This is a genomic window from Porticoccus sp. W117 (genome assembly GCF_030341905.1).
GTDB lineage: Bacteria > Pseudomonadota > Gammaproteobacteria > Pseudomonadales > Porticoccaceae > SCSIO-12696.
Map to the genome: position 1 here is coordinate 125,101 of NZ_JATAAF010000007.1, position 14,336 is coordinate 139,436.

At 52.1% G+C, this 14,336-nt stretch carries 12 protein-coding genes and 3 tRNA genes; 11 read left to right on the forward strand and 4 right to left on the reverse strand.

The window, feature by feature from the left end; translation table 11 throughout:
* Positions 1-132: 132 nt before the first annotated feature.
* Complete coding sequence (dnaQ, locus tag QSV34_RS07425; RefSeq protein ID WP_289153346.1) at positions 133-855, forward strand: DNA polymerase III subunit epsilon; 723 nt, start codon at positions 133-135, stop codon at positions 853-855.
* Between the two features lie 89 nt (positions 856-944).
* Here the strand turns inward: dnaQ and nhaD are convergent, their stop codons facing one another.
* Entirely contained in the window at positions 945-2,396 is a 1,452-nt protein-coding gene (nhaD, locus tag QSV34_RS07430) for a sodium:proton antiporter NhaD (protein WP_289153348.1), read from the reverse strand.
* A gap of 168 nt (positions 2,397-2,564) precedes the next feature.
* Here nhaD and nudC point away from each other — a divergent pair, with 168 nt between their 5' ends.
* The 3 genes from nudC (at position 2,565) to QSV34_RS07445 (ending at position 5,550) form a co-directional block, all read left to right on the forward strand.
* The gene (nudC, locus tag QSV34_RS07435; RefSeq protein ID WP_289153350.1) at positions 2,565-3,350 is read left to right on the forward strand and encodes an NAD(+) diphosphatase; all 786 of its coding nucleotides are present in this window, start codon (positions 2,565-2,567) and stop codon (positions 3,348-3,350) included.
* 46 nt (positions 3,351-3,396) lie between these two features.
* Positions 3,397-4,476 (forward strand): protease SohB, encoded by a 1,080-nt coding sequence (sohB, locus tag QSV34_RS07440; protein WP_289153351.1) that lies wholly within the window; start codon positions 3,397-3,399, stop codon positions 4,474-4,476.
* 195 nt (positions 4,477-4,671) lie between these two features.
* Positions 4,672-5,550: an alpha/beta fold hydrolase gene (locus tag QSV34_RS07445; RefSeq protein ID WP_289153352.1), complete on the forward strand. Its 879-nt coding sequence runs from the start codon at positions 4,672-4,674 to the stop codon at positions 5,548-5,550.
* Here QSV34_RS07445 and QSV34_RS07450 read toward each other — a convergent pair.
* Positions 5,534-6,745, reverse strand: coding sequence for a glycerol-3-phosphate dehydrogenase/oxidase (locus tag QSV34_RS07450; protein ID WP_289153354.1), 1,212 nt, complete (start codon positions 6,743-6,745; stop codon positions 5,534-5,536). The two genes, QSV34_RS07445 and QSV34_RS07450, sit on opposite strands and share 17 nt — an antisense overlap.
* Positions 6,742-7,479 carry a glycerophosphodiester phosphodiesterase family protein gene (locus QSV34_RS07455; protein ID WP_289153356.1) on the reverse strand — a complete coding sequence of 246 codons (738 nt, stop codon included), beginning with the start codon at positions 7,477-7,479 and terminating at the stop codon, positions 6,742-6,744. Before QSV34_RS07455 ends, QSV34_RS07450 begins: the two co-directional genes overlap by 4 nt.
* Before the next feature lie 183 nt (positions 7,480-7,662).
* Between QSV34_RS07455 and QSV34_RS07460 the strand changes: the two genes are divergently transcribed.
* The 4 genes from QSV34_RS07460 to dld all read left to right on the forward strand — a co-directional run bounded on the left by QSV34_RS07460 (position 7,663) and on the right by dld (position 9,926).
* Positions 7,663-7,739 (forward strand) — tRNA-Pro (locus QSV34_RS07460).
* A gap of 39 nt (positions 7,740-7,778) precedes the next feature.
* A tRNA-Arg gene (locus QSV34_RS07465) sits at positions 7,779-7,855 on the forward strand.
* 30 nt (positions 7,856-7,885) lie between these two features.
* Positions 7,886-7,961 (forward strand) — tRNA-His (locus QSV34_RS07470).
* A gap of 264 nt (positions 7,962-8,225) precedes the next feature.
* Complete coding sequence (gene dld / locus QSV34_RS07475) at positions 8,226-9,926, forward strand: D-lactate dehydrogenase (RefSeq protein ID WP_289153357.1); 1,701 nt, start codon at positions 8,226-8,228, stop codon at positions 9,924-9,926.
* Positions 9,927-10,028: 102 nt separating this feature from the next.
* Here the strand turns inward: dld and hglS are convergent, their stop codons facing one another.
* The gene (gene hglS / locus QSV34_RS07480) at positions 10,029-11,459 is read right to left on the reverse strand and encodes a 2-oxoadipate dioxygenase/decarboxylase HglS (protein WP_289153358.1); all 1,431 of its coding nucleotides are present in this window, start codon (positions 11,457-11,459) and stop codon (positions 10,029-10,031) included.
* 138 nt (positions 11,460-11,597) lie between these two features.
* Between hglS and QSV34_RS07485 the strand changes: the two genes are divergently transcribed.
* From QSV34_RS07485 to QSV34_RS07495, 3 genes are all read left to right on the forward strand, one after another.
* On the forward strand, positions 11,598-12,548 hold the full coding sequence (locus QSV34_RS07485; protein WP_289153360.1) for a LysR substrate-binding domain-containing protein: 951 nt from the start codon (positions 11,598-11,600) through the stop codon (positions 12,546-12,548).
* A 121-nt stretch (positions 12,549-12,669) separates the two neighbouring features.
* Positions 12,670-13,257 carry an RNA polymerase sigma factor gene (locus tag QSV34_RS07490; protein ID WP_289153362.1) on the forward strand — a complete coding sequence of 196 codons (588 nt, stop codon included), beginning with the start codon at positions 12,670-12,672 and terminating at the stop codon, positions 13,255-13,257.
* On the forward strand, positions 13,254-14,324 hold the full coding sequence (locus tag QSV34_RS07495) for a FecR family protein (protein ID WP_289153364.1): 1,071 nt from the start codon (positions 13,254-13,256) through the stop codon (positions 14,322-14,324). Before QSV34_RS07490 ends, QSV34_RS07495 begins: the two co-directional genes overlap by 4 nt.
* Positions 14,325-14,336 lie beyond the last annotated feature (12 nt).

The window sequence follows — 14,336 nt, forward strand, 5'->3', positions numbered from 1 at the left end:
GTGGTTGTAATTAAGGCTCGTCATTGCGAGGGAGCGTAGCGACTGCGGCAATCTCCTGACATCGAAGTGGGCTGCTGGAGATCGCCGCGCTTCGCTCGCGATGACTCTATTCTTACCAAAGGAATTTTTTACATGAGGCAAGTCGTACTGGATACCGAAACCACCGGTATCGAAATTTCCCAGGACCACCGCATTATTGAAATTGGCTGCGTGGAATTGGTGGACCGCAAACTCACTGGCAAGCATTACCACCAGTACATCAATCCCGAGCGAGAGGTGGATCAGGGGGCATTTGAAGTCCATGGTATTTCCAATGAATTTCTGGCGGACAAACCGCTGTATGCCCAAGTGGCTCAGGAGTTTCTGGAATTTATCGACGGTGCCGAGCTGATTATTCATAACGCGCCCTTTGATGTGGGCTTTATGGACCACGAGTTCGGCAAACTGAGCGGCAAGTACAAGAAAACTCGCGATTACTGCACGGTGGTGGACACCCTGGTGATGGCGCGCCAGAAGCATCCGGGGCAAAAGAACAATCTGGATGCCCTATGTAAGCGCTACCACATCAACAACGCCCACCGGGAGCTGCACGGCGCACTGCTGGATGCGGAGATTCTGGCGGAAGTGTATCTGGCCATGACTGGTGGCCAGGTCACACTGGGCTTGGGGGGCAGGGGAGGCAGTGCTGCTCAATCGGAGCAACAACAAATACGGCGGCTGGACAGCAATCGCCCGGCGTTAAAGGTGATTGCTGCTTCAGATGCAGAACTTGAGGAACACCAACGCAAGCTGCAGGAAATTCACAAAGCCAGTGGCGACAATTGCTTGTGGCTTGCACCTGACAGAGTGCAGTAATAAATACAGAAAATTTACCCACAAAAAAGCCCGGACTGTTGGCAGTCCGGGCTTTTTGTTTTACGGGCTAATTAGGTTTCACTGCCTAATTAATAGCTAACCGGCATGCCTTCCAGGCCGCTGTTAACCAGGAAGTGCACCCAGATACTGGCGGCGTAGCCCAGTGCAATGACCCAGGCCCACTTCAGGTGACCGAAGAAGGTGTACTTGCCACGAGCCTGCCCCATCAGCGCCACACCGGCAGCGGAGCCTACCGACAGCATACTGCCGCCTACCCCGGCGGTCAGTGTTACCAGCAACCACTGGAACAGGTCCATTTCCGGCAACATGGTCAGTACCGCAAACATAACCGGGATGTTATCCACAATAGCGGAAGCAAAACCTACCAATATGTTGGCGGTAGTGGGGCCCAGGTCGTTGTAGAAGAATTCTGAGGCCATCGCCAGGTAACCGATATAGCCCAAGCCACCAACAGCCAGGATCACGCCGTAGAAGAAGAACAGCGTATCCCACTCGGCGCCGGAAACTTTTTTGAATACGTCAAAGCCGCGGTTGCCTCTGTTGGGGTCGGGCTCTTCGTCTTCGTGTACTTCCGGAGTATTGGTGATATCAATATCAGAGTGTTCTTTCTTCTTGATGTAGAAGCCAAACAGCTTCAGGTAGCCCAAACCGAACATCATGCCGTAAACCGGTGGCAGTTCCAGGTAGTTGTGGAAACACACGGCCGTGGCAATGGTGATAATAAAGAGTACACAGATACGAGTGCCGCCAAACTTGATGGGCGTAATACCGGCTTGTGTTGGCTCTGGGCTGCCATTGGGCAGGGCAAAGTGCATGATGCCCGCAGGAATCACAAAGTTAACAATGGAGGGGATGACCAGGTAGAAGAATTGTTCGAAGGGAACAATGCCTTTCTGCCAAACCATCAGTGTAGTGATGTCACCAAATGGGCTGAATGCACCCCCGGCGTTGGCTGCCACCACAATATTAATACAGGCAATACCGACAAATTTGGGTTGGCCTTGACCCACAGCCAGTACCACCGCACACATAATCAAGGCGGTGGTCAGGTTGTCAGCGATGGGGGAGATAACAAACGCCAGCCCACCGGTGAGCCAGAACAGTGCCTTATAAGAGAAGCCCTTGACCACCAGCCAGTCACGCAGAGCGTCAAAGACATTGCGCTCCATCATGGCGTTAATGTAGGTCATGGCCACCAACAGGAAGAAAAACAGTTCCGCGTACTCAAGGAAGTTGTGGCGGATAGCAACGGAGGCGATGTGGTGGTCGCCAAGGCCGTAGTAGCAGTAGGCGGCAATCAGTATCCAGATTAAACCGGCAGCCGCCAGAACTGGCTTCGATTTTCTAAGGTGCAGCTGCTCCTCAAAAATCACAAAGATATAGGCCACAGCGAAAATGGCAATGGATGTATAACCTACCCAGTGCGAAGTGACACCCAGAGAGGGCGGCGCTTCACCGGCAGAGGCTATAGCAAAGCCAGGGAACAGCAGAGCTATAAAAAGAGTCAGGAGAGCTTTCATGGTGGAGACCTGGTGACGATTTATTGTTAGGGTAATTCGAGCAGCGGCCGATTATAGCGACCCCCCTATGTGACGGCTACCGCTTCGCTGGAAAAATACTTTTAAAGGGGTGTCGAATAAAATAATGTCCCAATAAATCGGCTTCAATGTATTTATATGAGTTAAATAATGTCTGATAAGCAGTATGTTTTTATTTCTGATGGCCAAGTTCTTGTGCCGGAGTCTGCCGTGCAGGCGCTGTTTTGGTCTGCCTCACAGGCGGCCTCCTGGTTGGCGCGAGCTGAGCAACGCAGCGCAAATGTGGGAGCGTTTCGGGATGCGCCCTGCGAGGCAGTAGCCGTGTCGGCAGATGTTGCCCAACAGATGGAGGAGGCCGGTGCCGAGTCTGTGCCGTTAAGGTCACTGATGCCGTGGGGCGAAGACCTGTTTGCCTTTGCTGGCCGCTGTACGCAACTGCTCGACAGTTATAAGGAGTACCGCTTCTGTGGGCGCTGCGGTGGAGCTACAGAGCCGCTCGCTGGTGAAACAGCAATGCACTGCTCACCCTGTAACCACTCTTATTATCCCCGGCTGTCACCCTGCGCCATTATGCTGGTGACCCGCGGTGAGCAATGCCTGCTGGCGCGTCATGGCGGCCGCGGTGATTACTTTACCTGTCTTGCGGGTTTTGTTGAGCCCGGCGAGACAGTAGAGAGCACGGTGCGCAGAGAGGTATACGAAGAGGTCGGTGTGTCAGTAAATGCACCCAAATACGTTGCCAGCCAGTACTGGCCTTTCCCCGGCCAGTTAATGCTGGGTTTTTACGCGGACTACGACAGCGGTGAACTGGCTCCGGATGGCGTCGAAATTATTGAAGCAGATTGGTACCACTACAGCGACCTGCCGCCACACCCCAACGAATACACATTGTCCGGGCAGCTGATTCGAGGCTTTGTCAGCCGTTACAGTAAATAGGCTATACTGCGCCGCTTGTTTGTACAGAGCTTTTTGGAGAAGTGTGTTGGAATTTTTGATGGAATACGGCCTGTTTCTGGCCAAGGCGGTGACCTTTGTTGTGGTGGTTGCCATTATCGTGGGTATTGTCAGCAATCTGGGCCAGCGTCAACGCAAAGGTGACAAAGGGCATATCGAAGTTTTGCCTCTCAATGAATTTTCCGAGCAAATGCATGAAGCGGTGAAAGAAGCGGTGCTGGATGAGCACCAGCAAAAAGCCGAGCGCAAAAAGCAAAAGCAGGAAGAAAAAGAAAAGCAGAAACAGCAGAAAAAAGCCGCTGCCAGTAAAAAAGACTCCGATACTGACTCCGAAGATAAAGAAGAGCAACGCAAGCGAGTGTTTGTGCTGAACTTCGATGGTGATATTCAGGCGTCGGCGGTTTCTCAGTTGCGCCAGTGCATTACCGCAGTGCTGGCAGAAGCCAGCGATAAAGACGAAGTGGTGGTGAAGCTGCAAAGCCCTGGCGGTGCGGTTCATAGCTACGGTCTGGCAGCCAGTCAGCTGGATCGCATTCGCAAGAAATCCATTCCGCTGACTATCTGTGTGGATCAGGTGGCCGCCAGTGGGGGCTACATGATGGCCTGTGTGGGCGACCGCATCCTCAGCGCCCCCTTTGCCATGATTGGCTCTATCGGTGTGATCGGACAATTACCCAACTTTAATAAACTTCTCAAAAAACACGATGTCGAATTTGAGCAACACACCGCCGGTGATTTCAAACGCACCTTGACGATGCTGGGTGAAAACACTGATGAAGATCGGCAGAAGTTCCGCCAGGATTTGGAAGAAATTCACCAGCAGTTTAAGGCCTATGTGGCAGAGCGCCGCCCGAGTCTGGATATTGAACAGGTGGCTACTGGCGAAGTGTGGTTGGGCAGCCGCGCTCAGGAGCTTGGCTTGGTGGACGATGTGCTCACCAGCGATGAATACCTGACTGGGCAAATGACGGATGCTGATTTGTTTGAAGTGTCCTTTGTGCAGAAGAAAAATATTCAGGAAAAGCTGGGTTTGGCGGCAGAGCAGGGTGTAGAACGGGGCTTGTTGCGTTGGTGGCAAAAGCTCAGTGGTAATCGTTTTTACTCCTGAGCAGTGTTGAAAAAATACCTGTCATTGCGACAAATCGGCAGGATAGCCGATTTAGGCGCCTTGGCGGCCTATAGGGCCGAGTGCCATGGATGGCACGAGTCAGCCTGAAGGCCGTGGCAATCTCCCGGTATCGGAGTGCCTGTCTTGAGACTGCTTCGCTGCGCTCGCAATGACGGCCAAGCTACATGAATCGCTATGAAGAAATATCTGTTACCGATCTGTGCATTATTAGCTTTGGCTGTATTGGTAACCGCCTGCTCCACATCTCAGGTGTTTCGCGAGCACCGTCAGTTCTTTAATCAGCATGTCGCCGGTAACGACGATATCCACTTTCATCGCATTCACGGCCCCGACGGGGTGCTTCACTACGCCAGTGCCGGTGATTCGCAGCTGCCCGCGCTGGTGCTGATTCACGGCACCCCAGGCAGCTGGAGCGATATGTCAGCGTTGTTGATTGAGCCGCAACTGCGCAGTCATTTTCAGGTGATATCCATTGATCGTCCGGGGTGGGGGCAATCCACTGTGGGTGAAAATAATTCTCCGCTGGAATTTTCCTACCAGGCCAGTCAGGTGGCGTTGTTGCTACAGCAATTACGACAACACAGCCCGGAGCGGCCAATTGTCGTTGCCGGCCATTCTCTGGGCGCTTCCATTGCTCCGCGGATTGCCGCTGACTTTCCTCAGCTGGTGGATGGCTTGTTACTGTTATCTGGTACTCACAGTCCAGAGCTGGGCAAGCCTCGCCGCCATCATCGGGTTGGCGAGTGGCGCCTGATAAAACCGTTGATTGGCGAACCACTGCGCAAAGCCAATCAGGAGATGCTGGTGTTGGATAAGCAGTTGGCTGAAATGAGTGAGCGCTGGCAGGAAATCACCATTCCGGTGACAGTGGTTCAGGGGCGCAAAGATGGCCTGGTCAGCCACAAAAACACGGATTTTATTGAACAGGTGCAGGCGCATAATCCCAACTTAACGGTTGTACGTCTGAAAAAATCCGGCCACTTTACTCACTTGCAGCAACAGCCGTTAATTGTGGACAGCGCCATTCAGTTGCTTGCTAAGGTGTTGAAGTAAAGGCTGACTCTGCTGGCACTAAAGGCAATTCAGACGTATCGGCCACTCGGTTTCGCAACCCCACCATACGTTCCAAATGTGGAATTACCCGTTGCGCTGTGGCGCGGTAGCCAGTGAGCTTGCCGCCGTACAGGGCCAGGTAATTGCCCTTGGTCACCAGCTGGACTTCCCGGCTTCTTGAGAACGCGGAACCCTCTGCTTTGGGCAGTACCCGCAAGCCTGCAAACTGGGCGCTGGGCTCCTGGGTGTTGTCGGGAAAATAGTGGGTGACTACTGCCTTGAGATAGGCAACCTCTTCCTCTAACGGCTGACAATCGTCCGGATGCCCCCGATACAGGGTTTCGGTAGTGCCGACCAACGTCTGACCCTGCCAGGGCAGTACAAATACCACGCGGCCATCTTGTGGCGCTTCCAGGTAATAGCAATGCTCGCTGATCGGGGTTGAATAGAGCAGGTGGGTACCTTGTACCAATTCCACATCTTGTGCCGGAGGCTTTGGCTGAATACGACTGGCCACCAGATTAACCCAGGGGCCGGCGGTATTGACCAGGCAGCGGCTTTTAAAACGCCGGTTTACCCCCTCAACCTGTGCATCAATCAGATACGTACCGTCGTGCCATTGAGCCTTGCGCAGTTGCGCTTGGCAAAGCAGGCTGGCGCCAAGCTGTTGGGCGGAGTAGGCGACCGCCTGAGTGAGTGCCTGGTCATCGGTTTGTGCGTCGCTGTAACGGTAGATGGCAGTTAGATCGTCCTGGTTCAGCTCGCCAAAACGGTTATTGAGGCTTTCCGAAGAATTGTGGCGAAAGCGATTGTCACTACCACCACCGGCCAGCAGGTAATAGAGGGATAACCCAAGACGCAACTGCCAGCTTTTGCGCTTGGAAGAACGGTACAGGGGGATGTGAAAATGTTGCCGGTACACCAGATCCGGGGCCAGCTTTAGCAATAATTCGCGCTCTTTCAGGCTTTCCCAGACAAGACGAACCTGGCCGCTTTCCAGATAACGCAAACCGCCGTGGATCAATTTACTGGATTTGCTGGATGTGCCTTCGCCAATGTCGCCCCGTTCCAACAGCAATACGGAGTAACCGGCTGCCGCTGCCGCCTGGGCCACGCCTGCGCCCTGTATCCCGCCACCGATAATGGCGACATCGAATAGGCTGTTTTGCGGCAAAAGGGATTCCGGTGTTTTCATAGGCTGTTGCGATTCAGCTCCGTTAGCAGGTGGCCAATATTAAAGGTTTCCACCATATCTGCCCCCCTCCGAAACCAGTCAATAGCCCCTTTGGGGTCGCCTATCTCGTATACCACCAGAATACTTTGCAACTGGTTGAGGTTGGCGGTTTCCGGAATGTGCCGCTGGTTACAAAACACGTAGTCCAAAGCTGTCGCTTGCACCAATGGGTGCTGCAGGTCATTCCAGCTTTCCAGCACGGCGCCTGCCAGCCAGCCCTGTTGGCGGGCAGCAGCGGCAAACTCTTTATGAAAACTGATCAAAATTACCTGGTCTTTTACCGGGGCAAGCAGGGTGGTCAGCTTATCCAGCGCGGCCTCAAGCCCTATAAACTCCAGGCCACTGCGCTTGGCCTCGACAAAAAATCGAACTTGTGGGTGGGCTTCTATAATTGGCAGCAGGGCGGACAGGGGGGCAATTCGCTCTTCCGGGAATTGGTCGCCCAATCGGCTCTGTTCGTTGGCGGGCAGCTTTACTAATTGCTCCAGCGGCAGGTGCTGAACCTCTTTGTCCAGGCCACTGACCCGTTGCAGGTCTTTGTCGTGATAGATGATGGCTTCGCCGTCGCTGCTGAACAGCACATCCAGCTCAATATTCAGGGCGCCAGCAGTGATAGCACCCTGAATTGAGGCCAGAGTATTCTCAGGGTAAAGATGTTGAAAACCGCGATGAGCAACCAATCTATGGCTTAACATAGGCGTTCCTTGTGATGTGCTTTATGGTACCAGCAAGGCGTTGTTGTGGCAGTAAATGTGTTGTTACATAGACACCACCAAACGCCAATAATTTGATTGACGAGGGGTAGTTGCGTCAGTATTATGCGCACCTTCCTGAAACAGCCCCGGATGACCTTTAATCTGTGGGTGTGGAAGGTCAGTCGGGGTATAGCGCAGTCTGGTAGCGCGCCTGCTTTGGGAGCAGGATGTCGGGAGTTCGAATCTCTCTACCCCGACCACTTCATTCCTTTGGGAATGTCCGGCAGTAAACGTGTTGAGCGCCCGTAGCTCAGCTGGATAGAGCATCCGCCTTCTAAGCGGATGGTCGCAGGTTCGAATCCTGCCGGGCGTGCCATTTACTTTGTCTAAAGTAAGTGAACCTATGGTGGCTGTAGCTCAGTTGGTAGAGTCCAGGATTGTGATTCCTGTTGTCGCGGGTTCGATCCCCGTCAGCCACCCCATCTTCTCTTGTCTTTATTCGAATATCTTTGCTGAATATATTGAATCTGTTGCTTTAGTGCCGCCATTTTCCAGGTGTTGAGCACTTCGACAGAATAGATAGCCACAGTCATATTCATGCCATTTCAGAATGCAGCGGTGAGCTATTGTCGGTTTGCCTGTGTCGCATTGCCTGCGGTTTTGGTTTATGTTGCCCAGCAATTTTATGTGGCGAAACTTTTATGTGCGAAACACTGGTGCACAGAGCCGCTTCCGTTGAGATAAACATGACCGAGCAACCCTCAAAAGATCACCTGATCAATACCGTTAAAACCCTTATTGGACCATCGTTCACCATCACCGACGGGGCAAAAATGGAGCCGTACTGCAAGGGTTTTCGCTTTGGCGCCGGTGAGGCGATGGCGGTGGCCCGACCCGGTACTCTGGTGGAAATGTGGCAGGTATTGGAGGCCTGCCACAAGGCGGATGTGATTGTGATTTTGCAGGCTGCCAACACCGGTTTGACCGGCGGTTCTACACCGGATGGCAAGGAGTACGATCGCCCCATTGTCATCATCAGCACCATGCGAATCGATGGCATTCAGTTATTGGATAGTGGCAGACAAATCGTTGGTCTTGCTGGCAGCACCTTGTTTGGTCTGGAAGATGTACTGCGCCCTTATGGCCGGGAACCCCATTCGGTGATCGGTTCATCTTGTATCGGCGCCTCCATTGTCGGTGGTATTTGCAATAACTCGGGCGGGGCGCTTATTCAGCGCGGCCCCGCCTATACAGAGCTATCGCTCTATGCGCAGGTGGATGAGCAGGGGCGCTTGTCTCTGGTCAATAATCTGGGCATTGACCTGGGTAGCGAACCTGAAGAAATTCTCGCCAACCTGGAACGGAAAAACTACGCCGAAGCGGACGTTCAATACCCACAAAAACGGGCTTCCGACAACGAATACCACAAGCGGGTTCGGGAAGTGGATTCCGATACGCCGTCCCGCTATAACAACGATGGTCGCCGCCTTTACGAAGCGTCTGGTTGCGCGGGCAAACTGGCCGTGTTTGCTGTGCGCATGGATACTTTTCCCATCGCGAAAAAGAAGCAGGTGTTTTATATCGGTACCAATGACTCCCTGGTGCTGGGCAAAATTCGCCGCGACATGCTGTCAAGCTTTGAAAATCTGCCAGTATCAGCGGAGTACCTGCATCGGGATTGTTACGACGCCAGCAAAAAATACGGCAAAGATACCTTCGTGGTGATCGACAAGCTGGGCTCCAAATTTATACCGAAAATGTTTGCCATGAAGCGTGCAGTGGACCGGGTCGCGGGCAAATTTTCGTTTTTGCCCGGCAAGTTTTCTGACCGCTTTATGCAGAGCCTCAGTGCCATCTGGCCAAACCACTTGCCACCCAGAATGGAAGACTATCGCAGCCGGTATCAGCACCACCTTATTCTGGAAACAGAAAACGCTGGCGTGGATGAAGCGCAAAACTACCTGGAAGCGTTTTTTGAAAAAGAGCAGGGCGGTTATTTCGCCTGCACCGACGAGGAGGCAGATAAAGCCATTTTGCATCGCTTTGTTGCTGCGGGCGCCGTCGGTCGCTACCACACCATGAATCCGAAAATCTCTGGCGCGATGATGACCATCGATGTCGCTTTGCGAAGAAACGAGCGCGATTGGTTGGAAGTGTTGCCGGCAGAACTGGAAGAACAAATTGCCGCCAAGTTTTACTACGGCCACTTGTTTTGCCACGTAATGCACCAAAACTACATTTTGAAAAAAGGCGTGGATGCCAAAGCGTTAAAAGCAAAAATACTGGCGTTGTTTGATGCCCGTGGCGCGGAGTACCCGGCAGAGCACAACGTTGGCCACGAGTACCATGCCAAAGCGGAATTGAAGGCATTTTATCGGGAATGCGACCCCACGAATTCCTTTAACCCCGGCATTGGCAAAACCAGCAAGCGGAAATACTGGCAGTAACCGGGCCACTACAACCTCGACCTTAAAAAGCAAAAAGGCGAACCTCAGATAAGGTTCGCCTTTTTGCTGTCAACTAATGTGGCTTGCTATTGTAAAAAAAGCCTAGACAGCTTTCGCCAAAGATTGCTGCGCTGCGCTTTTCACTTGCTGGAAGGCGCTCAGGCAGTTATCGATAGACACCTGCTGCTGTTGCTCGTACAACGCAAAGTAATCGCTTACCTGTGCGCCGAGCTGGCTTTCAAATAACGACTGATTGCTGGTTGCGCCGGCTGTTGCGTTGTTGGCAGTATCACCAAGGTTGGACTGGAAAATACCTGCTGCGCTGACGGGCAGAAAATCTTCGTAAATCACCGGATCAAAGCGCACCAGATTCAAGCCAATCAACTCCTCGATGGTTTTGTCCTGGTTTGCCGCCACATCGACAATGGCATCCTGGCGTACCGAGTAGTTAAAAAACGCTAGCTGTTGTTCTCGCAGCTCGCAATAACTGTCTGGGAATGCGCTAAATACACTCTCCAAAACAGCACTGTACTCGGCGGCATTGGAACCGTCTGGATTCGGCGTAATTTGCTCTCTCACCTTGTTGAGCAACTGGTTGTACAGTGCTTGCCCTTTTTCGGTGAGGGCAATGCCCCGTTGCTCGATTTCTCCAAAGCGGGCAGTGTGTGAACCCACTTCAAAGTCACCTTGTTGATTGGCGAACTTTACCGGCTCTTGCAGCGCTTTAAAGGAGGTTTGCCGCAGCAAAATAGGGCAGTTTCTACGCGGTGGGCCTTCGATAACGGCTTTTGGTGTAATCCCCTTTTCAGGCATCAGAGTTTGAACCCGGTCGATGTTCACGGTCGTGGGGGTCAGGTGGTTAATGTGTGGCCCTTTGAACGAAACCACGTCAGCGATCAGCCTGTGGCTGTCGTGCAGCTGCTGATACAGCTCTGTGTCCACCAGGGCTTCGTCCTGCCAGCGAAAAATACCCACGGCCAGTTCAATAAAGGTCGCACTTTGATCCGCTGTGATGCCACCGTTTTGTTCTGCCTCGTCCATCAGTTGAAGCAGTTGCGGTGAAAAGATATGGCGTGAACTCAAGACCGCTTCAGCTCGCTGACGCAAATCCTGATCCTCGATCAGGTCTGTGCGCAGCAGTGAGGTAAATACGCGAAATGCATTCACGGCGAGGGCAGAGGACTGTACCGGCCGGAAGGCGGTAGAGTGCACGGGAATACCCGCTACGGCCAGGTCGTAATAGCCAACGGGCTGCATGCCGAGCAGGGCGAACAGACGACGAACATTGAACAGCTCTTCGGCTTTGCCAAGGCGAATGGCACCGTGGCGCTCTTCCGCCATACGCTCCAGACTGTTGCTGTGGCGCAGGGACTGTTCCAGAGTGGGGTTGTTCAATAGCTCTTGCTCATTGACCTGTTCCACTAAATCCACCAGTGACTCGTACTGGGGGACTTCGCTGCGGTACATGGCCGACATGGCTGCGACAAACTGTGTTCTCAGGGAGTCGCTGGATACTACCTGTGGGTTTTTCATGGCTAATCTTCTTAAGGTGAATAAAACGGGCGCCATTAAAGGGTTTTTTCCAACGGAGCTAAAGGGAGAAAAAATCAGTAGATTAATGCGAATAGATCATGCTAAATATGGATATATGCGTATTTCAGGCTTTGATGAATGTCTAAAGATCACGTAAATGCCGATTCCCGCCGTATGATTCCCAGTACCAGCATGCTGCTGGCCTTTGACACCGCTGCCCGTCTGGGCAGCTTTACCAAGGCCGCCCATGAGTTGCATCAGACTCAGGGAGCGGTGAGCCGGCAGGTGTCTGCCCTGGAAAGCCAGCTGGGTGTACGCCTGTTTAACCGCCAGCACAAAACCATCACTCTGACCGAGGTGGGTAGCAGCTACGCCAGGGATGTACACGATATATTGCGGGAGTTGCGCAGGGTGACGTTGAAAGCGGTTACCCAGACAGATAACCAGCTGCTGAACCTTGCCATACTGCCCACGTTTGGCACCAAGTGGCTTATCCCGCGCCTGTCGGAGTTTTTGACTCAATACCCCAGCATCACCATGAACTTTATCAGCAAGCTGGAGCGCTTCGATTTGGCGCAGGAAAATATCCATGCGGCGATTCATTACGGTTTGCCGGATTGGCCAAATTGCAGCGAAGAATATCTGATGGCAGAGCAGACTGTACCCGTGTGCTCTGCCGAGTTTTTCCGGCAAAACATTTTCCGGCAAGACAACAGTCAGTCTGTGGAAGATTTAATGGCCTTGCCGCTGTTGCACCTGGAATCCAGGCCCAGCGATTGGTCCAACTGGTTTGCCAGCTACGGCTTGCCTTACAGCGAACCGCCAGTGATGCAGTTTGAGCAATTTTACATCATGACCCAGGCCGCCACTGCCAACCTGGGTGTGGCATTAATGCCGAAATTCCTGGTACAGACCGAGCTGAAAGCCGGCGACCTGATTGAGGTGCCGGTTGATGGAGAGCCGGTAAAGACTCTGGATAAAACAGAAATCCCCGCTTACTACCTGATTTTCCCCGACGACCAGAAAGACTATAAGCCATTGATTCAGTTTAAAGAGTGGCTGGTGAAATGCTGTAACCGGCCACTATAGAGTTGTCGGTTATTGGTTGAGCCAACGTATTGGCAAAATAATTTTGCTGAAAAGGAGGGTAAACCCCAACTCAGAGTGTGCTTAAGGCGTGCCCTCAATTTAACTTAGTAAAGGTTACCCGTTGAATCCACGTTTGAAAGTGGTAGATATAAAAGGCAGACCGTTAGAAAGCCATCAATCTGCTCTCGATCGTTTGTACCGAGAGCACAATATTCCTTTGCGCAAATTTTTAAAGGCCAGAATGACCCTGGGGCAGCAGGAATTGGATGATGTGGTACAGGAAGTATTCGCGAAATTGGCCAAACTCAGTAAATTAACCACGATTCTTCCTCCTGAACACCCACAGAATTACGCTTACATATGCCGTATAGCCAACAATCTGGTGATCAACCAGAAGCGTCATATTTCTGTGCGACATCGCTATCTTGAGCAAGAGAGAAGCTCGGCAGGTGGCGATGACGCACAACAATCACAAAGCCCTGAAGATCAGTTGGCCACTCGCGAAGAACTGAGGCATGTTCAACAGGCGCTCCTTAACATGAAACCCACCTGGCGCCACGCATTTTATCTGAATCGATACAAGCAAATGACCTATACAGAAGTGGCACAGAATATGGGCGTAACGGTCAAGCAGGTTGAGAAATTTATAAAGCAGGCGTTGATTGTGGTGCGCAGGGCCATGGAAAAGGCGCGGAGGACAGAACAATGAAAGACAAGATGAAACGGGAATTTAGCGAGCAGAAAGCGGCATCCGATTGGCTGGATATGCTATCGGGCGAATTGAGTGAAGAATCTGTTCAGCGAATAACGCGCGCCAAAGAAGACCCTGAATACAACCAGTTGTTTGAGCAATTGGCTGAAGCGGATGACTGCATGGAGTCGGCGCTTGAGGACACTGAATTCGTTGCCAAGTTAGAACATAGCCTGGACTTATCAGCGCAACCTCAAAGTAAACAAAGTGGCAACAAACGCAAATCACTGCTTTCCTGGTCATTAGTGGCGTCTGTATTGTTGGTAGCCACTGCTGTTGTTTGGAACTCTGGGCCGATAGACAGCCAAAAAGTGGATGCCAAACGTTATGTAACGCGGATAGGGGAACAGCGTCAGGTTGATCTTGCTGATGGCACACAGGTTACGATGAATACTGGCACGCAGCTGCAAGTCGAGTTCAGTACAGATCGCCGTTTGATCAGGCTTGACAGGGGAGAAGCCTTTTTTGATGTCGCCTCTGACCCCAAAACACCCTTTGTTGTCAGCTTGGGGGGCAGAGAGGTGACTGTTCTGGGTACGGCATTCAATATCCATCGCACCGGAGATGGTTTTTTTCTGGCAGTTACTGAGGGCAAGGTGGCCGTTCACAGAGAACACGACGAGCCCTCATTTAACAGGCAATCCGTGAACCTGCCAGTCGGTGCGGAACAGTCAATGAATGCCAATAAACAGTGGCTGTTCACTGCGGGATTGGTTGCTTATTACAAGACGGACACCAATACCATTGTGGCAAGTCGCCCCAAAAATGTAGAGCATTTGATTGGCTGGACCACAGGTGTCTTACGTTTCGAAGATATTGATTTTCATGAAGTGATACTTGCATTAAACCGCTATTCAGCAAAGAAAATTCTGGTTAAAGATGCCTCTCTGTTGGATGAAAAAGTAAATGCTGCAGTCGTGGTTTCCGATGTAAGTGATGCATTAAATATACTGTCTTATGCACTTCCAATCGAAGTCGTTCACGACTTCAATCAAATAATTATCCATCGATCGGAGGGTAAATAAGTAGTCAGGTGT

What these genes read in the sequence shown, in the direction of transcription:
- QSV34_RS07455 (WP_289153356.1), bottom strand. Translation starts at nt 7,479, where the DNA reads ATGTTAAGCCATAGATTGGTTGCTCATCGCGGTTTTCAACATCTTTAC.
- nudC (WP_289153350.1), top strand. Translation starts at nt 2,565, where the DNA reads ATGTCTGATAAGCAGTATGTTTTTATTTCTGATGGCCAAGTTCTTGTG.
- nhaD (WP_289153348.1), bottom strand. Translation starts at nt 2,396, where the DNA reads ATGAAAGCTCTCCTGACTCTTTTTATAGCTCTGCTGTTCCCTGGCTTT.
- hglS (WP_289153358.1), bottom strand. Translation starts at nt 11,459, where the DNA reads ATGAAAAACCCACAGGTAGTATCCAGCGACTCCCTGAGAACACAGTTT.
- QSV34_RS07450 (WP_289153354.1), bottom strand. Translation starts at nt 6,745, where the DNA reads ATGAAAACACCGGAATCCCTTTTGCCGCAAAACAGCCTATTCGATGTC.
- dld (WP_289153357.1), top strand. Translation starts at nt 8,226, where the DNA reads ATGACCGAGCAACCCTCAAAAGATCACCTGATCAATACCGTTAAAACC.
- QSV34_RS07445 (WP_289153352.1), top strand. Translation starts at nt 4,672, where the DNA reads ATGAAGAAATATCTGTTACCGATCTGTGCATTATTAGCTTTGGCTGTA.
- QSV34_RS07495 (WP_289153364.1), top strand. Translation starts at nt 13,254, where the DNA reads ATGAAAGACAAGATGAAACGGGAATTTAGCGAGCAGAAAGCGGCATCC.
- dnaQ (WP_289153346.1), top strand. Translation starts at nt 133, where the DNA reads ATGAGGCAAGTCGTACTGGATACCGAAACCACCGGTATCGAAATTTCC.
- QSV34_RS07485 (WP_289153360.1), top strand. Translation starts at nt 11,598, where the DNA reads ATGTCTAAAGATCACGTAAATGCCGATTCCCGCCGTATGATTCCCAGT.